This window comes from Glycomyces sp. NPDC049804 (assembly GCF_040674615.1).
GTDB lineage: Bacteria > Actinomycetota > Actinomycetes > Mycobacteriales > Micromonosporaceae > Glycomyces > Glycomyces niveus.
On record NZ_JBFAMQ010000006.1, the window covers coordinates 95,300 to 114,807 of the forward strand.

Here is a 19,508-nt window from a genome sequence, read left to right on the forward strand (position 1 = left end):
GTATGCGAAGGGGGCCTTCCGGTCCCGGTCCGGCAGTGTGCACCTGCCGGTCCGGGGCGGAAGGCCCCCGGCCGCGCGCAGTACGACGGCGAATCGACCCCCCGACCCTCACATCGCGCTCGCGGCCGTCCCGGGGCGGACCCCCGGGACGCTTGTTGTCAGCCCTTGATCGCCTCCGTCATCGCGGCCTCGGTGAAGTGCTCCCGCATGAACGCGGCCGCCGGCCCGGACGGGGTCACTTCTCGTTGAGGCTCTTGAAGATCTCGGTGTAGAAGGTGCGGGCCTCTTCGCCGCCGTTGGTCATGAAGGTCTCGACGATGTCGGGGATGGTGGAGAGTTCGGCGCGGCCGTAGGCGATGTCGTTCTGCTGGTCGCTGAAGGTCTGCGCGGCGGACTTCGCGGCGGCCGGGGCCTCGACGCGCACGCCCTCGAAGAGGTTCGGCACGATGTACTGCTGGAGGGCGGCGTTCCACTCGAAGTGCTGCTGGACCACTTCGGGGTCGCCGGTGAGGAAGTTCTGGACCTTGCCGGAGAACTGCTTGAAGTTGACCGGGGCCTGGACGATCTTGGCGCCGTGCTCGGTGTGGACCGGGTTGCCGGTGGCGTCGTAGTCGAAGTCGGCGCCTTCGACGCCGTACTCCATGAGCTCCCACTCCTTGGTGCCGAACGGCGCGGAGCACCAGTTGGCGACGTCCAGGATCTCCTCGACCTGCTCCTTGGAGAGGTCCTTGTTGAGGAAGGTCCAGCCGTCGACGGAGGCGGCGGCGGAGACGACCGGGGTGCGGCCCTTGGCGCCGAGCATCGGCAGCGGCGCGACCGTGCCCTGGGCGAGGCCGGTCTTGATCAGGTTCGTGTACTCGTACCAGCGCACGAGGTTGACCTGGGCGAACAGGGCCTTTCCGGCCGCGTGGAGGGCGTTGCCGTCCAGGGTGCCCGTGGGGGCGTCGGGGTGGATGAGCTTCTCGTCCCACAGCGCGCGGCGGAACTCCATGAGCTCGGTGAAGTTGGGCGTCTCGCAGTCGTGGATCAGCTTGCCCTGCTCCTCGTCCCAGGACCAGCCGTCGTAGCCGACCATGCCGAACTGCTGCGGCAGGATCCAGTCGATGCCCGGGAAGGCCCACTTGCCGTTCGCGTCGTCCGACCAGGCGCGGGCGGCGTCCAGGAGCTCTTCGACCGTGGTCGGCATGGCGATCCCGGCCTCTTCGAGGAGGTCGGTGCGGGCGAGGATGGCGTTGCCGACGCCGCCGTGGAAGGAGCCGGGGATGCCGTAGATGCGGGCGGTCTCGGGGTCGGCGGGGTCCTTGGACCACACGGACTGGGCCCACGAGTCGGTGGGGAGGCCGGCGAGGAGCGGCCAGCGCTCGGAGATGTCGCCCTTGACGATGTCGGTCAGATCGTAGAAGGAGTTGACGACCGTCTCGGGGAAGTTGGTGTGCGAGCCGAGCATCCAGCTGAACAGGAGGATGCCGTCGCCGTACTCGTTGGCGTTGAGCCACTGGACGGAGGTGTCGGCGTAGGTGTTGCCGTCGGCCTGGCGCAGCGCGATGTTCGTCCCGCCCCACGCGTCGCGCAGCGCCGCGAAGTAGGGGTCGTCGTTCGAGGGGGCCTCGCCCCAGAACGGCACGGTGAACTCGTAGGAGCCGGTGCCCGAGGCGACCTCGGTGACGCCCTCGACCGGTTCGGGGTAGGAGGTGAAGGCGGACGGGTGGTTCGGCGGGTTGCCGACCAGGTCGGGCTCGGCCGGGAGGGGCCATTCCTTGTATTCGGGGAGGAAGTCGAAGCCCTCGGTCGTCTGGGTGGAGCCTTCGCCGGTCTTGAGGTCGGAGCAGGCGGCGGCGAAGGGGAGCCCTGCAGCGCCGACCGCGCCGAGCCCGGCGGCCTTGAACAGCGAGCGGCGGCGCATCGATGATGCGGAAGAGGAGTCGGGCACGTCATCGGCCTTTCAATTCGTGCCGCCGCGGGGGAAGGGGTCGGCGGCAGGGGATCTGTAAATTTGGATATGCCTTTAAACAAACGTAGGGGAGGCCGAGTTGCTCTCGCAACCCCTGAGGCGCATAAAGATCAGATGTATCGCGATCGATGCGGAGTCGTGACGCCTGTCAGACCGTCAAAACCGCTCATACGCACGTGGATTCGACGCAGACATCTGATGCATCGTCACCTCACGGTGAAGATCCGGGCCGCCGGGCCCGCGGGCACCTCGAGCACCGGCACGCCACCGCCGCCGCGGATCGCCCACTGCGGCAACGCGATCGGATACGCCTGCTCCACGGTCCGGCCGCGCAGCCCCGGCAGCGCGACCTCCGCGGCCGCGCCCCGCGACCACACCGCCAGCAGCGAGCGCGAGCCCGCGTCGAGCTGGAGCGCCACGACCTCGTCGTCCCAGCCCGGCAGCCCGAGCGGCCAGACCGGCGTCGAAGCCGCGATCAGATGCCTCCAGTCCTTATGCAGCGCAACGGCTTCACGCACGAGCGAGGACTGCTCCACCCGCAAGTCGCCCAGGAACCCCGACAGGTACATCCGCCCCATCACGCCCGCCGTCATCGCGAACGCCGTCTCCTCGACGCTCATCGACGCGGCCGGATACGCCCAGTTCCCCGCCTGCTCGGGCACCACGCTCGCCGGCGCGGCCGCCGCGATCGGCGCGTACAGCCGGAAGTCCTGCTGATCGCTCGTCGACTGCATATGCGCCACCGACAGCACGTGGTAGTCCATGCGCATCGCGCCCGAACCGCAGTTCTCGAACAGCACATGCGGATGCCGCCCCTGCGCCTCCCGCAGCCAGTCCCGGAACGCCCGGGTGTGCCCCAGCAGCCCCGCACCGGCGCCGGCGGCGTCCACTTCGGTGCCGACCCCCGAGTTCGTGTTGTAGTCGAGCTTGAAGAACGCGAGCCCGAACTCGTCCACGAGCCGGTCCACCGTCTCGTCCAGATGCGCCCGCGCCGCCGGATGCCGCAGGTCGAGCTGGAAGTGCCCGGCCTCCTCGACCCGCTCCCCGAAACGCCGGAAGAACGCCTCCTCGGGAAGCTTCTCCGCCAGCGGCGAGTCGACGCCCACCGCCTCCGGCTCCAGCCACAGCCCGGGCCGCATCCCCTTGGCGCGGATCGCGTCGACGACCGCGAGCAGCCCGCCGTCGAACCGGCCCCGCGCCTCGCGCCACTCGCCCGCGCCCGTCCACCAGTTGCCCTCCATCTCGGCGAACCAGCCCGCGTCGATGCAGAAGTACTCCGCGCCCGCGGCCGCCGCCGACTCGATGAGGGGCAGCAGCCGCTCCGTCGTCGGCCAGCCCATGAGCGTGTTCATGAAGTCGTTGTAGACCACCGGCAGCCGCGCGTCGACCGGCCGCAGCTCCCGGATCGCGCGCCGGTACTCCGTGAGCGCCGCGAACGCCGCGTCCCGCCCGCCGTCCGCGACGCACAGGCCGGCCGGCACGCTCGTGAACGCCTCGCCCGGGGCCAGCCGCACCGCGAACTGGTGGAACAGGTCCGTGGGGCCGTTCACCCCCACGGTGACCGTCGGACCGGTCTGGGCGACCTCCCAGTGCCAGCCCGCGCTCGTCTCGACCTGCCACGCCAGCGACGGCCCCGATCGGTTCACCAGCACACCGGTCGGCAGCACCGAACCGGTGGACCAGCTCCCGTGGCTCGTCAGCGCGAACCGCCCGCGCGAGTACTGGCCGTGGAACGGCACGTTCACGTCGGGCAGCAGCTCCGCGAGCGGCCGCTGCCGCCAGCGCCCCTCGGCGAGCCATTCGCTCTCGCCCCACAGGAGTTCGTGCTCGCCTTCGGGGACGGCCACGACCAGGGAGCTCACCGAGAGCACCACGACCTCGCGCTCGGACCCGTTGCGCACGGTGTGCCGGAGCTGGAGTCCCGGCCCGGCGGCGCGGAACGCGCTGGTCACCTCGAGGCCGGTCCGCGGATCGCGCTGGCGGACCCGCAGCTCATCGTCTTCCGCTTCGTGGTCGACGTACCGGAGGCGCTGGCCCGCACCGGAGTGCAGGAGGCTCTGGTTGTTGCGGGCGCGATGCTCGCCGGGCGTGATGACGTCGACGATCGCCCAGGGCGCGGCGGCCGAAGGCGCGTCGGGACCGGTCGCCAAGCGCACGAGCCGCACCGGCCGGTCGTCGGCGTGGTCGAACCCGAGGTGCAGTCCGGGAAGGGTCCACTCGAAGTCAGGCTCGACGTCGGGCCGGGGATCGGTCGCTGCCACAGAACGCTCCACTTTGGATCATAGGTCACATGGTGTCATCGAATCAAGCTAGTCGCGGGCGCGGGTGAGCGCAAGGTCCCGGTCCCGAAAAACCCGATGAATCGGCCGTCGTCGGTCGCCCGTACCCGGTCATTTCATGGCAGACTTCCCGGGCGGTCAAGCCGGTCGGCGAATAGGTCGGATCTATCCGCCACTAGGTCACGGTTCCGGAACTTTTAGTTTCATCGGCCGTCCAAACATTGACACCGGCAGCGAGATATTGCACTCTTTCCATATCGCGCCCAACGGCATCCCGTCTGGAGCCGGGCCGGCACCCGCCCACCCCGCACCTCCCCGCGGCCGCGCCGCGGACCGTCCCCAGGTGCGCCGAAAGGGGAAACTCCTTTGATACGCAAGGCAATGAGGCTGCTCCTGGCCGCCCCGCTCACCCTCACACTGCTGGCCGTCCCGGCCGCGTCCCAAGCCGCCGACCCCGAGCCGCAGACCGCCGAGGCGATCGTCGCGGCCATGCAGCCCGGCTGGAACCTCGGCAACTCCTTCGACTCCATGTGCTGCGGCGACGAGGACGCCGACGAGACCACCTGGGGCAACCCGCGTCCCGACGCGAACTTCTTCAAGGCCATCCGCGCCGAAGGGTTCAACTCGATCCGGATGCCCGTCAGCTGGAACACCCACACCGGACCGGCGCCCGACTACGAGATCGACCCCGACGTCATGGCCCGCGTCCAAGAGGTCGTCGACCAGGCGCTCGCCGAGGGCCTCTACGTCATGATCAACACGCACCACGACTCGTGGCAGTACCTCAACAAGTTCTCCGACCCCGCCCAGCACGACGCGGTCCTGGCCCAGTTCGACGCCACCTGGGTCCAGATCTCGGAGACCTTCAAGGACTATCCGAAGCAGCTGGTGTTCGAGGCGATGAACGAGGTCGGCTGGAACGATGTCAGCACTGAGGAGAACCACGCCCTCATGGCCGAGCTGAACGCCTCGTTCCACGAGATCGTCCGCAACTCCGGCGGCGACAACGACGACCGCCTCCTGGTCTTGGAGACGGTCCACACCAACGCCGCGCAGGAGCACCTCGACGCCCTCGCCGCCGAGATCGAGGAGCTGGACGACCCCATGCTGGCCGCGACCACGCACCAGTACGGTTACTGGCCCTTCAGCGTCAACATCGCCGGCGGCACCAAGTACACCGAGGAGTACCAGGCGATCCTGGAGGGCGACTTCCAGCGCCAGGTCGACACCTTCGTCTCCAAGGGCATCCCGGTCATCATCGGCGAGTACGGCCTGCTCGACCACTACCAGCGCAAGGTCGAGCGAGGCGAGGCCCTGAAGTTCTTCGAGCACTTCACCTACCTCGCCCGCACCAGCGGCATCACCACCATGCTGTGGGACAACGGCACCCTCTACGACCGCTTCATGCACCGGTGGCGCGACCAGGAGGAGTACGGCTACACCAGCAGCGGCTGGACCACCCGCTCGGGCACGGCCTCCTCGGACCTCGTGTTCGTCGACTCCACCGACAAGGTCGCCGACAAGTCCGTGACCCTCAACTACAACGGCCTCGACTTCACCGGCCTCTACTTCGGCAACACGAAGCTCAAGGCGGGCAAGGACTACACCCTCGACGGCGACACCCTCACCGTCAAGGCGAAGGTCCTCACGGGCATCCTGGGCGACCGCGCGCCGGGCACCAAGGCCCAGCTCGAGGTCCGCTTCTCCGCCGGCATGCCGTGGAAGCTCAACGTCATCAGCTACGAGAACCCCGTGCAGGAGGACGCGACCGGCACCGCCGAGTCGCTGCTCATCCCGACGCAGTTCAACGGCGACCAGCTGGCCACCATGGAAGCCGTCTACGCCGACGGCACCGGCGCCGGCCCCCACGACTGGACCACCTACAAGGGGTTCTGGGACCACTTCCGGCCCGACTACAAGAACCACACCATCCAACTCACCAAGGACATGCTCGCCGCGATCGACGAGGGCGCCCCGGTGACCTTGACGTTCTACTTCTGGAGCGGCGCGGTCATGGAGTACACCGTGACCAAGAACGGTGACGTCGTCACCGGCACCGTCGCCTGACCGCGAACGGACGACCAGGGGCGGCGCACTCGCGCCGCCCCTTCGCCATGCCGTCAGCGATCCCTTCCGCCGTCACGTCTCGACCCGATATCGAACGATATCTATAGTTTGGAACCGTTGGCTTCGGAGACCGCTCCGAGAATCGCGAAAGAAAGCGAGACGACGCCTATGCGCCGCAACCGAACCGTCCCCGCCACCGCACGGAACACCGGCACCCGGCACGCCGCTGCTCCCCGCCCGTACCGACTCGGCCTCCCGGCCGCGACCCGCTGAGGAGCGACGACATGACCATGCGACGACGCACCCTCCTGAGCCTCGGCCTCGCCGGCACCGCCGCCGCCGGAGCCTCCGCGCTCGGCATCGGCCAGGCGCTCGCCGGCCCGCGGCCCGGCCACGGCCGGCCCCGCCAGGGCGGCACCGCACCGACCGACCCGTTCGCGGTAGGCGTGCGCGAGTTCCAGTGGAACCGCGGCGACCGCCGCCTCGTCACGCGCGTCTTCTACCCCGCCACCGGCGCCGCGGGCGGCGGACCGGTCCGGGACGCGCCGCTCGCCGACGGGGTCTTCCCGGTCTGCGAGTTCAGCCACGGCCTCGGCGGCAGCCCGGAGAGCTACGGGGCGCTCGTGCTCCCGCTGGCCGAAGCCGGGTTCATCGTCCCCGCGCCGGTCTTCCCGACCACCTCGGGAGGCACCGAGGGCAACGTGGGCGACGTCTACAACGGCAACCAGTCGAAGGACGTCTCCGAGGTCATCTCGCGGACGCTCGCACTGAACGACACGGCCGGCGACCCCTTCGCCGGGCGCATGGCCCTCGACGCGGGCGTCGGCGCCGCGGGGCACTCCCTGGGCGGCATGACGACCCACGGCCTGCTCTCCGCGTGGCCCGACCCGCGGATCACCGCCGCGGTGCCGTTCGCGTGCATCGACATGGGCGACCCGTCCCCCGACGTGAAGGCCAAGGTCCTGTTCGTGCACGGCGACCAGGACACCCTCACGCACTTCGACCTGGCGCGCCAGGCCTACGCGGAGCTGCCCGCGCCGAAGGCGTTCATGACGCACACCGGCGTGGGCCACCACGAGTACATCTGGGGCGGCCCGAACACGGGCGCCACGCTGGAGACCTATCTGGACTGGATGCGGTGGGGCCTGTACGGCGACACCGCCGCCCGCGACCGGCTCGCCGACGACGCCGCCGTCCCGGGCGTCGTCTGGGAGGCCGACCTCGGCGTCAGGGGCTGAGCGGGGACGAGCGTGTGACCGGCAGGGCCGCCCGCCGCCCGCGCCCCGGCCCCCGTCGCCTGACCAGCGTCAGCGCCCGCCGGACCCGCATCCACTGCGGGCCCGGCGGGCGCGTCATGGTCGAATTGGGCACCGCCGGATCGAGCACCGCCGATCGAGCGGCACGGCGAGTGGAGCGAAAGGGAATGCAGTGGCCAAACGGGTGACGATCCTCGACGTCGCAGCGGAGGCGGGGGTCTCGCGGCAGACCGTGACCCGCGCGATGAACGACATGGGGGACATCAGCGACGCGACCCGCCGCAAGGTCCTGGCCGCCGCCGAACGCCTCGGCTACCGCCCCAGCCGGTTCGCCCGCAACCTCGTCACCAGGCAGAAGACCCACGCGCTCGGCCTGGTCGTGGCCTCGTTCCGCAACCCGTACTTCACCGAGCTCGCCGGGGACCTGGTCGAAGCGGCCGCCGAGCGCGGCTGGCAGGTCGTCATGGCCTCCTCCGGCACCGAAGCGGAGGCGATCACCCTGCTGTCGAACCAGGTCGACGTCGTGATCGGGCACTTCACCGGTTCGGACGAGGAGCTGCTGGCCGTGGCCAAGGGCCTGCCGGTGGTCCGACTCGAGACCCCGAGCGCGCTCCCCGGCATCCACGCGGTCGACATCGACCTCAAATCAGGTGTGGTGGAAGCGATCCGCGCCCTCCGCGAGCGCGGCGCGCGCCGGTTCGGGATGGTCGACTCCTCGTACTCGGAGGAGCACGGCGGCGTCTACGGCCCCTCGCCGCGCCGCGGCTGGTTCGAGGAGGCGGTCGGCGACCAGCTCACCGCCGTCGTCCGCGGGGAGGAGTCGATCTCCGGCGGCGGCAGGGCCTTCGCCGAGCTCATGGACCGCCACCCGGACACCGACGCCGTGCTCATGTTCAACGACCTCATGGCACTCGGCGCGGTCCAGAGCGCCCACGCGCTCGGCATCGACGTCCCCGGCGCCGTGCGGATCGTCGGCGTCGACGGCCTCGCGCTCGGCGAGGCGGTCGACCCGCCGCTGACGTCGATCGCGCTGGACCGCAAAGGGCTCACCGCGCACACCCTCGACATCGTGGAGGCGCTGGCCGCCGCCGACTTCGCGCGGCTCGACCCGATCAACCGGGTCGTGGCGTCCAAGATGCTCTGGCGCCAGTCGGCTTAGGGGGCCGGTCCGGTCCATCAGACCGGTCGCCATCCGGCCCGGCTCGCCGCGTTGTCGGCCCTCCCGATACCACCCCGGCATAGGGAGGGCCTTCCGCCTTGCGAGCGAACCAACGGACTCGGATACCGCCGCTTCCTGATGCACAGGACAGGCCCTAGGTGTTCGGGAACCCCGGGCGGCAGTCCGGCCCGTTCCCCGCTCGCTTCGTTGTCGGCCCTCCACATGCGACACCGGTATGCGGAGGGCCTTCCGCGGCCTCGGCGACGCTTGCGAGCCGTCCAGCGGTACTGCGAGCGAACAAACGGACCCGGACACCGACTCGCCGAGGATTCGCAAGCACCCCTAATTGCTCGGCTCCCACGGCACGGCGGCGCTGAACGCGGTGCCGAGCAGCCGCACGAAGTTCCAGAAGTCGTCGTCCGCCGCGTCGCGGCCGTCGAGCAGGAAGCGGGCCGGCGGGAAGGCGCGGCCGGCGCGCAGCTGCGCGATCTCGACGAGGTCGGCGCGCTCGGCCGCCCGGTCGGCGCTCGCGTCCATGGCGGACAGTGCGGTGCGGAGCGCGGGCTGAAAGGTGCCCTCCTCCCAGAGCGCGTCGATCTCGTCGAGCTCGATCGTGATGAACCTCCCGGGCGCGGCGGCCACGGCCTGCCGCAGCATCGCCGCGTGGTCGTCAAGGGGCCCTTCGGCTTCGAAGAGCCGGTTGAGCACGGGCACGGCGGCGTCGAGCTGCGCGAGCGCCCGCTCCTTGGCGACGAGCGGCGCGACCGCCTCGACGACCTCGTCCTCCTCGTCCTCCCCTTCGATCTCGACGAAGTCGCCGGTCGCCACATCGAACTCGAAGGAGACCTCGTCAGGGTCGGCCTCGATCACGATCGTCTGGGTCCTGATGTCCGCGGCGCGGAACATCGCGAGCCACAGCAGCGGGACGCAGCGGGCGTCGCACGCCACGACGTGCGTGGACGGCTCGAAGTCCGCCACGGTCGTCGAGGGGTAGAGGGATTCGGCGTCGGTGGTGCACAGGTACGAGGAGTTCGGCATGGCCGGAGCCTATCCGGCCCCGCCGACACCGCCCGCGCTCCACATCGGGCTCGCACGGGTTGACCGAATATCGACATCTGTCTATGGTATGTGGATCGAATCGTTCGGTCGAAACATCGAATGAATCGGTGCGCGGCGTCCTCGATCCCCGCCGCGACCGCCGCTACCGCGGCGCCTCCCGGCTTCGGCCACCCCATCCGAGAAACCTCACCGACCTGGAGCATCCATGAGACTGAGAGCGCTCACAGTCCGAGGCCGCGGCGCCGCCGCGGTCCTCCTCGCCTTCCTGATGGTCTTGTCCGCCCAGCTCCTCGCGCCGCAGGCGGCCCGGGCGCAGAGCGGGCTTACCGTCAACCTCGCCTCCGACGCCGGCCCCTCGACCGGCGTCGGGCTCGGCTTCCTCTACGGCGTCAACGCGGACGGCTCCCAGCCGCCCGCCTCACTCCTCGACCCCCTGCGCATGAACGCCTTCCGCGGCGGCGGCCACGTCTCACGCGGCTGGATCCAGGACGGCTACCGCAACGGCCAGGCGACCCAGGCCGTGCTCGCCTCGATCACCTCCCAGGCGCGGCGGTTCACCGCCGCCCCCTACAACGCCCAGTACCAGGCGATCCTCAGCGACATGTACGGCGCGTACGGCGGCCAGCCCGCGAACACCATGTACCCCTGCGACAACGGCAACTGCTCGAACTGGGTGACCTTCCTCGAGACCGTCGTCGCGCAGCTGCGCGACACCGGCCTGCCGATCACCTACGACATCTGGAACGAGCCCGACATCGACATCTTCTGGACGCGCGGGGTCAACAGCCCCCAGTACTTCCAGATGTGGGACACCGCGGTCCGCACCATCCAGCGCGTCGACCCCGACGCCGAGATCGTCGGCCCGTCGTTCGCGTACACCCCCGACCGCCGGCCCGAGCAGTGGCGGACCTTCCTCTCCCACGTCAAGGCCGCCGGCACCCTGCCCGACATGATCGCCAACCACACCCTCGGCAACGTCGACGACCCGGTGGCCGTGGGCGACGCGACGCTCGCGGCGCTCTCCGCACAGGGCATCCCGGCGCTGCCGCTGTCCGCCAACGAGTACCAGCCCCAGAACATGCAGACCGCCAACGTCACCGCGTGGTACCTGGCGCGGTTCGCCCAGTCCGACTACGACAACGCGATCCGCGGCAACTGGTTCTGCTGCCTCACCCCGAACCTGACCGGGCTGCTGACCCAGTCCGGCGGCACCTGGCAGCCCACCGGCAACTGGTGGGTGATGAAGTCCTACGCGGACATGACCGGGCGGCTGGTCCAGACCTCCGGCCAGGTGAACGGCACCGCGATCTCAGCCGCCAAGGACGAGGCCGCCCGCCGGGCGGTGGCCGTGCTGGGGAACATCAACGGCGCCACCGGGTCCACTTCGGTCACCTTCAACGGGCTGGCCTCGGTGCCGTGGCTGACCGAGGGCGGGAACGTCCACGTCACGGTCAACCGCATCCCGGAGGCGGCCCCGCTCACCGCGCCGCAGGTCGTGTACAGCCAGGATGTGAGCGCCGCGAACGGCTCGATCACCGTGCCGGTCAACATCCAGAGCGCCCGGGACGCGTACTCGGTCTACCTCACCCCGGCCACGGGAGGCGGAGGCGACGACACCGGGCAGCTCCGCTCGGCGGCGTCCAACCGCTGCCTGGACGTGCCGAACTCGGCCACGGCCAACGGGACCCGCGTCCAGATCTGGGACTGCCACACCGGCGCCAACCAACAGTGGACGCTGAGCGCGAGCGGTGAACTGTCCGTCTACAGCGGATCGTCGCGGCGCTGCCTCGACGCCTACGAGAACCAGACCACCGCGGGCACGCCGGTGATCATCTGGTCCTGCCACGGCGGCACGAACCAGCGCTGGACCCTCCAGGCCGACGGCACCGTCAGGAACGCCCTGTCGGGCCTGTGCCTGGACGTCTCCGGCGCGGCCACGGCCAACGGCACCCAGGCGGTGCTGTGGACCTGCCACGGCGGATCGAACCAGCGGTGGTCGCTCGGCTGACCCGCCGCCCCGCCCGCCCGCGGTTCAGCGGGCGGGCGGGGCCGTGCTCGTGCGCAGGACGAACTCGGTGGCGATCTCGACGCGGCGCTTGGGCGGGACGCGCCCGGCCGCGAGCTCTAGGAGCATCCGCGCGGCGGTCTCGGCCATCTCGTGGAGCGGCTGGCGGATCGACGTGAGCGGCGGGATGTTCCACTCGGCCATCGGGAGGTCGTCGAAGCCGACGACGCTCAGATCCTCGGGGATGCGGACCCCGGCCTCCGCGGCGGCCTGGTAGACGCCCAGAGCCTCGCCGTCGTTGCAGGCGAAGATGGCGGTGGGCGGGTCGGGCAGGCGCAGGAGGTCGCGGGTGAACTTGCGGCCGTCCTCGATCTGGAAGTCGCCCACGCACACCAGCTCGGGGTCGACCGGGACGCCGGCGAGGTCCATGGCGGCGCGGTAGCCGTCGAGCCGGGCCCGGCCCGCGAGCACCTTGTCAGGCCCGGTGATGACCGCGATGCGGCGGTGCCCGAGTTCGAGCAGGTGCCGCGTGGCCTCCAGGCCGCCGTTCCAGTTGCTGGTGCCCACGGACGGGTCGTCGTGGTCGGGCTCGCCCGTCGGGTCGACCGCGACGATCGGGATCTCCCTGGCGCGCAGGCGCTCCCGCTGGTCGGGGGTGACGCCGCAGAAGACGGGGATGACGCCGACGGGGCGGCGCGCCAGGACGTCCTCGACCCAGCCGCGGCCCGGGGTGTGGCCGCCGCCGAGCTCGGAGACCACGATGCCCAGGCCGTTCGCGCGCGCGACCGCGCTGACGCCGTTGATGACCTCGACCGGGTAGAGGCCGCGGATCTCGTGGAAGACGACCTCGATGAGCGGCGCGGGCCGGGAGGCCTTCTTCTGGCGGCGGTAGCCGTAGCGGCGGATGAGCGTCTCGACCAGTTCCCGGGTCTCGGGCGCGACGTCGAGCCGCCCGTTCACGACCTTGGAGACCGTGGCCACCGAGACGCCCGCGTGTTCGGCGAGCTGCGCGATCGTGAACGGTTCGCCTTGCGGCGCGGGGGCGTCGGGGGAGGAGTCCATTCGAGGATTCTAGCGGCGGTCGTGCCGGACGGTCCGGATCGATGTGCCGCGCCGACTTGACAGGAATCGATGCATATCGATAACTTGTAATCGGAAATTTCGATATCTCAATCGAAAATTTCGGATCAAGGAGTCCCGATGCAACCGGCACCTGACATCGCCCTCCTCGCCCGGTGGGCCCGCGCCCTCGGTGCGGTGGCGGCAGCGGTCGTGCTCGCCACGGCCGCACTGATCGGCCTCGCCCCCGACCGCGCCGAGGCCCAGCCGACCGCCAGCGACTGGTACACCGTCCAGTCCCGCCACTCCGGCCTCGTCCTCGACATCCAGGGCGCCTCCACCGCGACCGGCGCGATCCTCACCCAGTACACGAACTGGGAGGGCACCAACCAGCAGTTCCGCTTCATCGACCTCGGCACCGGCTACCACAAGATCCAGGTCCGGGGCTCCGGGCTGGTGCTCGACGTGTGGAACGCCAGCACCGCCGACGGCGCGACGGTCGCCCAGTACACCGACACGGGCGGCGCCAACCAGCAGTGGAAGGTCACCAGGGACGCGGCCGGGTACTACTCGATCGTCAACCGCCACTCCGGCAAAGCCCTCGACGTCCACAACTGGTCGACCAGCGCGGGCGCGCCGATCGTGCAGTACGCCCCCACCGGAGCGGCCAACCAGCAGTGGACGCTCACCCCCGTCGGCGTCACCTGCGGCGCCGACACCGTCCTCGCCGCCATCGGCGGGGCCTGAGCCCGATCCCCCATGGGGCGGTCGGTGCCATCGAGCGATACCGAACCGACCGCCCCTCCCCGACCTCGAGGAAAACCCGGAGCACCACCGTGAACTGGATCGAACACGCACTCCGCCACTCGTCCGACCGCCGCCGCCTGCTCATCGCGGGCGCGGGACTAGCCGCCGGAGCCGCAGCCGCCGTGTACGCCCCCTACGCCCTCGGCCAGGCCGAGGCGCAGCAGACCTCCTTCACGAACCCCGTGGTGTGGCAGGACTTCGCCGACGTCGAGGTCATCCGCGTCGGCGCGGACTTCTACATGACCGCCTCGACCATGCACTACTCGCCCGGGGCCCCCGTGCTCCACTCGCGAGACCTCGTCAACTGGGAGTTCATCGGCCACTCCGTGCCCCGGCTCGACTTCGGCGCCAAATACGACCTCAGCGGCGGCCGCGGCTACGTGCGCGGCATCTGGGCCTCGACGCTCGCCTACCGCCCCAGCGAGTCCCGTTACTACTGGCTCGGCCAGATCGACTTCGCCCGGTCCTACATGTACACCGCGACGAACCCGGCCGGGCCCTGGACGCAGCACGCGCAGCTCTCCCGCGCGTACTACGACGCCGGCATGCTCATCGACACCGACAACACCATGTACGTGGCGTACGGCAACACCCAGATCTCGGTCGCCCAGCTCTCCGCCGACGGGAAGACCGAGGTCCGCAACCAGCAGGTCTTCTCGACGCCGTCGAACATCGGCACCCTCGAAGGCGCCCGCTTCTACAAGATCAACGGGAACTACTACATCTTCCTCACCCGGCCCGCGAACGGCCAGTACATCCTCAAGGCCTCGTCCCCTTGGGGCCCTTACACGCTCCGGCAGGTCCTGCTCGACATGCGCGGCCCCATCGCCGGCGGCGGCGTCCCGCACCAGGGCGGACTCGTCTCCACCCCCGGCGGCGCCTGGTACTACATGGCCTTCGTCGACGCCTACCCCGGCGGCCGCATGCCCGCCCTCGCCCCGATCACCTGGACCTCGGACGGCTGGCCGCAGGTCACCACCGTGAACGGCGCCTGGGGCCAGACCTACCCGTTCCCGAACCTCACCCCGCACCCGGTGCCCCCGATGACCGGCGCCGACACCTTCACCTCGGCGGCCCTCGCCGCCAAATGGGAGTGGAACCACAACCCCGACAACACGAAGTGGACCACCGGCAACGGCCTGCGCCTCCAGACCGCCACGGTCACCAACGACCTCTACAACGCCCGCAACACCATCACCCACCGCATCCCCGGCCCGACCTCGACGGCCACCGTGGAGATCGACCCTTCCGCGATGGCCAACGGCGACCGCGCCGGCCTCGCCATGCTCCGCGACGCCTCCGCCTGGATCGGCCTGCGCCGCGAGAACGGCGTCACCCGCCTGTCCATGACCGACGGCCTCACCATGGACGGCTCCTGGAACACCACCGGCACCGGCACCGAACGCGCCCGCGCCGAACTGTGCGGCACCCGCGTCTGGCTGCGCGTCAAGGCCGACATCCGGCCCGGCTCCGGCCGCCAGGCGGTCTTCTCCTACAGCGAGGACGGCTCGAACTTCATCCCGCTCGGCCCCGCGTTCACCCTCAACAGCAACTGGACCTTCTTCATGGGCTACCGCTTCGCGGTCTTCAACCACGCCACCCAGGCGCTCGGCGGCGCGATCACCGTGCGGCGCTTCGAGGTCGTCACGCCCTGACCGGCAGACCTCGCGGCGGTCAGGCCGCCGCGAGGCCCGGTCCGCTACGCCACCGCGGTGCCCTCGAGCTCGACCATCTGGCCCGGGAGGGCCAGGCGCGTCACGCCGAGCATCGTGGACGCGGGCGCGGCACCAGCCGCGCCCAGGCGGGCGGCCAGCACGCCGTAATGCGGGAACAGCCCGTCGACGTCCGTCGTGTAGACGTTGAGCCGCACCAGGTTCGCGAGCGACATGCCCGCCGCGCCGAGCACGCCCTCGAGGTTGTCGAGCGCGAGCGCCAGCTGCGCGCCCATGTCGCCCTCGTGCTGCGGCTTGCCGTCGGCGTCCATCGCGGTCTGCCCCGAGCAGTACAGGGTCCGGGACTGCCCGGTCACCAGCTCCCCCTGGTTGAACCCCAGCTCGAGCGACCACTCCACCGGGTTGACCGCGGTTCGTTCCATCGCCACATCGGCTCCATTCCATCAAGCGCGGCGGCACGCTGCCGCCGCGGAACCGAGCCTGCCAAGGAATCACGACATCCTTTGTCAGGTATTCCCACTAGAATTCCCGCATGCGCGCCGACCGCCTGGTCTCCCTCGTCCTCCTGCTGCGCCAGCGCGGGCGCATGACCGCCGACGCGCTCGCCGCCGAGCTCGAGGTCTCCACCCGCACCGTGCTGCGCGACATCGAAGCGCTCTCGACTGCGGGCGTCCCGGTGTACGCCGAACGCGGCCGCCACGGCGGCTTCGCCCTCCTGCCCGGCTTCCGCACCGAGCTGACGGGCCTCAACCACGAAGAGGCCCTTGCCCTCTTGACGGCCGGATCAGGCCGCGGCGAGCAGGCGTTCGGCCTCGGTTCGGCGCTGGCCTCGGCGATGCGGAAGGTGGTCGACGCCCTCCCCGAGCGGCATCAGGCGGCGGTCGGGGACGCGGCCAGCCGCTTCCTGGTCGAACCGGAGACGGACCTGCTCTCGCGGCGGCACGCCGCGGAGGCGATCCCCGAGGCGGTCATGCTCGAGGTCAGGCGTGCGGTGCTCGACGGACGGCGGCTGCGCCTCCGCTACGCGGCGAGGGACGGGGAGCCGCGCTGGCGCACCGTGGACCCGCTGGGGCTGGTCACCGTGCGGGACAAGGGGTACCTGCTGGCGACGCGGGAGGGCGCGGACCGCACCTATCGCCTGTCGCGGTGCCTCGCGGCCGAGGTGCTCGCGGAACCTGCCGAGCGGCCCGAGCGCGTGGACCTCGACCGGATCTGGCGCGAGCGGTGCGCGAGGTTCCTGGCCGAGGACCATCTCACCGTGCGGGCGGATCGATCCCGAACAGCGCGAGGCGCTCCTGGCCCCGGTGGTGGCCGTCCGCGCCGACGCTGAGGAGCCCGACGCCGACGGGCGGCTGGTGCTGGAGGTCGTCTACCAGGACGCCGAGCACGCGGAGTGGGCGCTGTGGCGGCTCGGCCCGGGCGCGGAGGCCCTTGCGCCGCAGTCGCTGCGACGCGCGCTGCACGCCCGCGCGGCGGCGCTCGCGGCCCGGTACGCCTGAGGGCCTGCCCTGCGGGTCGGACCGGTCGTCATCCGGCCAGTGGCCCGCCGTGCCGGCGCGTTGTCGGCCCTCCGAATACAACTGTGCAGAGGGCCTTCCGCGGCCTCGGCGACGCCTCGAACCGTACATCGACGCCGCGACCGAACGGACTCGGATACCGCCGCGCCCTGACCCGCGGGGCTGGCCCTAAACGATCAGCGGGTTCGGCGTCTCGATCCGCCCGTTGTCGAGGAGCCAGCGCAGCGATTCGAGGACGGCGGCCTCGGGCTCGTACGCGGGGGCGTATCCCAAGCGGGCCTTGGCCTTCTCGATGGAGAAGCACTGGCTGCGGTCGAGGTGGTTCCAGGCGACCTCGGCGTGCTGCTCGGTGGTGCCGGCGCGGAACTCGTCCCAGGTCACGGTTTCGAGGGCCGCGGTCTGGCCGAACCAGGAGGCGGCGATGGCGGCGTAGCCGCGCACGCTGAGGGCGGTGGGGGCGACGATGTTGAAGTCCTCGCCCGCGGCGGCGTCGCGGTCGGCGATGGCGAGTTCGAAGGCCTGGGCGAGGTCGTCGGCGTGCACATGGTGCATCGTCTCGGCGCCGCTGCCGGGGATCTGGAGCGGCTCGCCGGCGGCGATGGTCGTCCAGACCTCGGGGTCGAGGTTGCCGAGCGGGCCGATCGGGTGCCAGCCGGGGCCGACGATGTGGCCGGGGTGGATCGTGGTGGTGACGAGCCCGCCTGATGCGGTCTCCTCCTTGAGCATCCGCGCGATGCGGTCCTTCTGGACGCCGTACTCGTCGAGCGGCGGTTCGGCCCCTTCGCCGTCTTCGGCGATGGGGAGCTTGCGGCTCTTGCCGTAGCGCCAGATGGAGCCGCAGTGCAGCAGGTGCGCGACGCGGCCGCGCAGGGCCTCGACGAGCGCGGTCGCGGATTCGAGGGTGAAGCAGACGAGGTCGACCACGACGTCGGGTTCGAGTGCGAGCACGGTGGCGCCGAAGGTCCCCTCGGCGTCCTGGCGCTCGCGGTCGGCCGCGACCTGGCGCACCTGCTCCCATTCGGGCGCTTCGACGTAGGCGGTGCTCGTGCCCCGGCTGATGTTGACGACCTCGTGCCCGGCGCGCACGAGGCGCGGCACGAGGAAGGTGCCGATGTGGCCGGAGCCGCCGATGACGACGATCTTCATGGTTGGTGCTCCCATCAGGTCGAGACGCGCCGAAGTGTACCGGCGGGCCGGGGCCGGTGCCAGGGGAGCGGCGACCTGCGGCGAGCGGTCACTCCGGGGCCGCGAGGCGGACGGCGGCCTCCTTGAGCGCGGCCCGGTTCGAGGAGGCGCCGGAGGCGTTGTCGGCGTGCATCATCCGGGCCATCTGCGGCACGGCGTACCACCAGCCGGCGAGGGCGAGGACGAGGAACGCGAGGTCGGCGGCGGGGATGCGGCCGCTGATCCGCCCTTCGCGCTGGGCGCGTTCGAAGACGGCGACCTTGGCCCGGTAGTAGTCGGTGCGGGCGGCTTCGTCGGGGACCTCGGGCAGGTCCATCAGCCCCTCCCACAGCAGCAGCCGGGTCAGCTCGGGGTGCGCGGAGTGGTAGTCGTACACGTCCGCGGCGTAGTCGCCGACCGCTTGCGGCCCTTCGATCTCGGTGAGCGGCACAGCCGCGGCGACCTTGTTCAGCTCGTCGGCGAGGACGGTGGCGAACAGCTGCGGCTTGTCTCCGAAGTACGAGTAGAGCCGCTCCTTGTTGAGCCCGGCGCGGCGCGCGATCTTCTCCATCGTGGTGCCGTCGAGGCCGTGCGCGGCGAACTCCGCGACGGCGGCGTCCTTGAGCTTGCGCTTGGTCTCAGCGGTGTTCCAGGCCATGCCGGGAAGCATATCCAACGGTTGCGTTGAAAGTCCACGGTCGGTGTGCTTATACTCAACTCCAACGTTTCCGTTGGATTCTGAAAGGAGCCGTCCGATGGCCCGTCGAATCGCCACCGCCGTCGCGGTGGGCGCCGTGCTCGTCACCGTCGGCACCGCTGCGGCCGTGTACGCCGCCAACGACACCGATCCCGAACCCGACCTCCCGGAGCCCGACATGCAGACCGCGATGCACCTGGAGACCGATGCGCTGCAAGGCACCGGCCTGGAGATCCCGAAGGACTGGGCGATCGTCGACGTGCGCACCGAGCACCACGACGAGCGCGCCGTCACCGTCATCCGCCACCAGCCCGACGAGATGCGCCTGGGCGGCCCGCACGCCACCGTCGTCCTCGACGCCGAGGGCACGATCCTCGGGTACACCCGCCTCACCGAGGAGGACGCCGGCGCCGCGCTCCTCGACGAGGCCGAGGCCGAGCGGCACGCGCGGAACTTCCTGCGCGAACTCGACCCGGGCTACCTCGAAGGGCTCTCGGTGAACTTCGTGCAGCGGCACGACGAGGCGATCACGGCCGCTGACGGCACCGAGCTCACCGTCTCGGGCATGAAGGTCAAGTTCCACCACGACGGCGGCCTCTACGCCTGGGTCATCATCGGCCCGGACGGGCGCGTCCTGACCTTCGAGCGCGACATCGCCTGGGACTCGGGGCAGGGCCGGCGCGGCACCCAGATGTGGCTCCACGACTCGTGGATCGCGGCCTACGAGGGCACCGGGCCGCAGCCCGACGCGCCCTACGCGGTCGCGAAGCCCTAGACCTGCCAGGGGGTAGGAGGAAGCCGCGGGGAGCAGCGTC

The 19,508-nt window shown here is 70.8% G+C and carries 14 protein-coding genes and 1 pseudogene; 8 read left to right on the plus strand and 7 right to left on the minus strand.

What is annotated here, in order from left to right; all coding sequences use genetic code 11:
• Window positions 1-235: 235 nt before the first annotated feature.
• Together AB0K52_RS11520 and AB0K52_RS11525 are read right to left on the minus strand one after the other, a co-directional pair.
• Complete coding sequence (locus AB0K52_RS11520; RefSeq protein WP_363529760.1) at window positions 236-1,930, minus strand: hypothetical protein; 1,695 nt, start codon at window positions 1,928-1,930, stop codon at window positions 236-238.
• Between the two features lie 227 nt (window positions 1,931-2,157).
• Window positions 2,158-4,212, minus strand: a complete 2,055-nt coding sequence (locus AB0K52_RS11525) for a glycoside hydrolase family 36 protein (protein ID WP_363529762.1) — start codon at window positions 4,210-4,212, stop codon at window positions 2,158-2,160.
• A gap of 399 nt (window positions 4,213-4,611) precedes the next feature.
• On the opposite strand from AB0K52_RS11525, the gene AB0K52_RS11530 reads away from it, so the two are divergent.
• The 3 genes from AB0K52_RS11530 (at window position 4,612) to AB0K52_RS11540 (ending at window position 8,712) form a co-directional block, all read left to right on the plus strand.
• Complete coding sequence (locus AB0K52_RS11530) at window positions 4,612-6,297, plus strand: cellulase family glycosylhydrolase (protein WP_363529765.1); 1,686 nt, start codon at window positions 4,612-4,614, stop codon at window positions 6,295-6,297.
• A gap of 284 nt (window positions 6,298-6,581) precedes the next feature.
• Window positions 6,582-7,535: an alpha/beta hydrolase gene (locus tag AB0K52_RS11535; protein WP_363529768.1), complete on the plus strand. Its 954-nt coding sequence runs from the start codon at window positions 6,582-6,584 to the stop codon at window positions 7,533-7,535.
• Between the two features lie 190 nt (window positions 7,536-7,725).
• Window positions 7,726-8,712: a LacI family DNA-binding transcriptional regulator gene (locus AB0K52_RS11540; RefSeq protein ID WP_363529770.1), complete on the plus strand. Its 987-nt coding sequence runs from the start codon at window positions 7,726-7,728 to the stop codon at window positions 8,710-8,712.
• A 342-nt stretch (window positions 8,713-9,054) separates the two neighbouring features.
• Here the strand turns inward: AB0K52_RS11540 and AB0K52_RS11545 are convergent, their stop codons facing one another.
• Window positions 9,055-9,750, minus strand: a complete 696-nt coding sequence (locus AB0K52_RS11545) for a hypothetical protein (protein WP_363529773.1) — start codon at window positions 9,748-9,750, stop codon at window positions 9,055-9,057.
• Window positions 9,751-9,976: 226 nt separating this feature from the next.
• Between AB0K52_RS11545 and AB0K52_RS11550 the strand changes: the two genes are divergently transcribed.
• Entirely contained in the window at window positions 9,977-11,779 is a 1,803-nt protein-coding gene (locus AB0K52_RS11550) for a ricin-type beta-trefoil lectin domain protein (protein WP_363529776.1), read from the plus strand.
• A 24-nt stretch (window positions 11,780-11,803) separates the two neighbouring features.
• Here AB0K52_RS11550 and AB0K52_RS11555 read toward each other — a convergent pair whose 3' ends face one another.
• Entirely contained in the window at window positions 11,804-12,838 is a 1,035-nt protein-coding gene (locus tag AB0K52_RS11555) for a LacI family DNA-binding transcriptional regulator (RefSeq protein ID WP_363529779.1), read from the minus strand.
• 138 nt (window positions 12,839-12,976) lie between these two features.
• On the opposite strand from AB0K52_RS11555, the gene AB0K52_RS11560 reads away from it, so the two are divergent.
• A complete protein-coding gene (locus tag AB0K52_RS11560) occupies window positions 12,977-13,582 on the plus strand; it encodes an RICIN domain-containing protein (protein ID WP_363529782.1) in 606 nt (201 codons plus the stop codon).
• A 98-nt stretch (window positions 13,583-13,680) separates the two neighbouring features.
• Window positions 13,681-15,297 carry a family 43 glycosylhydrolase gene (locus AB0K52_RS11565; protein WP_363530562.1) on the plus strand — a complete coding sequence of 539 codons (1,617 nt, stop codon included), beginning with the start codon at window positions 13,681-13,683 and terminating at the stop codon, window positions 15,295-15,297.
• Window positions 15,298-15,341: 44 nt separating this feature from the next.
• Here the strand turns inward: AB0K52_RS11565 and AB0K52_RS11570 are convergent, their stop codons facing one another.
• Entirely contained in the window at window positions 15,342-15,737 is a 396-nt protein-coding gene (locus AB0K52_RS11570; RefSeq protein ID WP_363529785.1) for a RidA family protein, read from the minus strand.
• A gap of 110 nt (window positions 15,738-15,847) precedes the next feature.
• Here AB0K52_RS11570 and AB0K52_RS11575 point away from each other — a divergent pair.
• Window positions 15,848-16,814, plus strand: a pseudogene (locus AB0K52_RS11575) (WYL domain-containing protein).
• Between the two features lie 186 nt (window positions 16,815-17,000).
• Here the strand turns inward: AB0K52_RS11575 and AB0K52_RS11580 are convergent.
• The gene (locus AB0K52_RS11580) at window positions 17,001-17,978 is read right to left on the minus strand and encodes an NAD(P)-dependent oxidoreductase (RefSeq protein ID WP_363529788.1); all 978 of its coding nucleotides are present in this window, start codon (window positions 17,976-17,978) and stop codon (window positions 17,001-17,003) included.
• Between the two features lie 88 nt (window positions 17,979-18,066).
• Window positions 18,067-18,654 carry a TetR family transcriptional regulator gene (locus AB0K52_RS11585; RefSeq protein WP_363529791.1) on the minus strand — a complete coding sequence of 196 codons (588 nt, stop codon included), beginning with the start codon at window positions 18,652-18,654 and terminating at the stop codon, window positions 18,067-18,069.
• A 97-nt stretch (window positions 18,655-18,751) separates the two neighbouring features.
• Here AB0K52_RS11585 and AB0K52_RS11590 point away from each other — a divergent pair, with 97 nt between their 5' ends.
• Window positions 18,752-19,468, plus strand: coding sequence for a hypothetical protein (locus AB0K52_RS11590; protein ID WP_363529794.1), 717 nt, complete (start codon window positions 18,752-18,754; stop codon window positions 19,466-19,468).
• Window positions 19,469-19,508 lie beyond the last annotated feature (40 nt).

What these genes read in the sequence shown, in the direction of transcription:
- AB0K52_RS11530 (WP_363529765.1), top strand. Translation starts at nt 4,612, where the DNA reads ATGAGGCTGCTCCTGGCCGCCCCGCTCACCCTCACACTGCTGGCCGTC.
- AB0K52_RS11535 (WP_363529768.1), top strand. Translation starts at nt 6,582, where the DNA reads ATGACCATGCGACGACGCACCCTCCTGAGCCTCGGCCTCGCCGGCACC.
- AB0K52_RS11545 (WP_363529773.1), bottom strand. Translation starts at nt 9,750, where the DNA reads ATGCCGAACTCCTCGTACCTGTGCACCACCGACGCCGAATCCCTCTAC.
- AB0K52_RS11550 (WP_363529776.1), top strand. Translation starts at nt 9,977, where the DNA reads ATGAGACTGAGAGCGCTCACAGTCCGAGGCCGCGGCGCCGCCGCGGTC.
- AB0K52_RS11555 (WP_363529779.1), bottom strand. Translation starts at nt 12,838, where the DNA reads ATGGACTCCTCCCCCGACGCCCCCGCGCCGCAAGGCGAACCGTTCACG.
- AB0K52_RS11560 (WP_363529782.1), top strand. Translation starts at nt 12,977, where the DNA reads ATGCAACCGGCACCTGACATCGCCCTCCTCGCCCGGTGGGCCCGCGCC.
- AB0K52_RS11570 (WP_363529785.1), bottom strand. Translation starts at nt 15,737, where the DNA reads ATGGAACGAACCGCGGTCAACCCGGTGGAGTGGTCGCTCGAGCTGGGG.
- AB0K52_RS11580 (WP_363529788.1), bottom strand. Translation starts at nt 17,978, where the DNA reads ATGAAGATCGTCGTCATCGGCGGCTCCGGCCACATCGGCACCTTCCTC.
- AB0K52_RS11585 (WP_363529791.1), bottom strand. Translation starts at nt 18,654, where the DNA reads ATGGCCTGGAACACCGCTGAGACCAAGCGCAAGCTCAAGGACGCCGCC.
- AB0K52_RS11590 (WP_363529794.1), top strand. Translation starts at nt 18,752, where the DNA reads ATGGCCCGTCGAATCGCCACCGCCGTCGCGGTGGGCGCCGTGCTCGTC.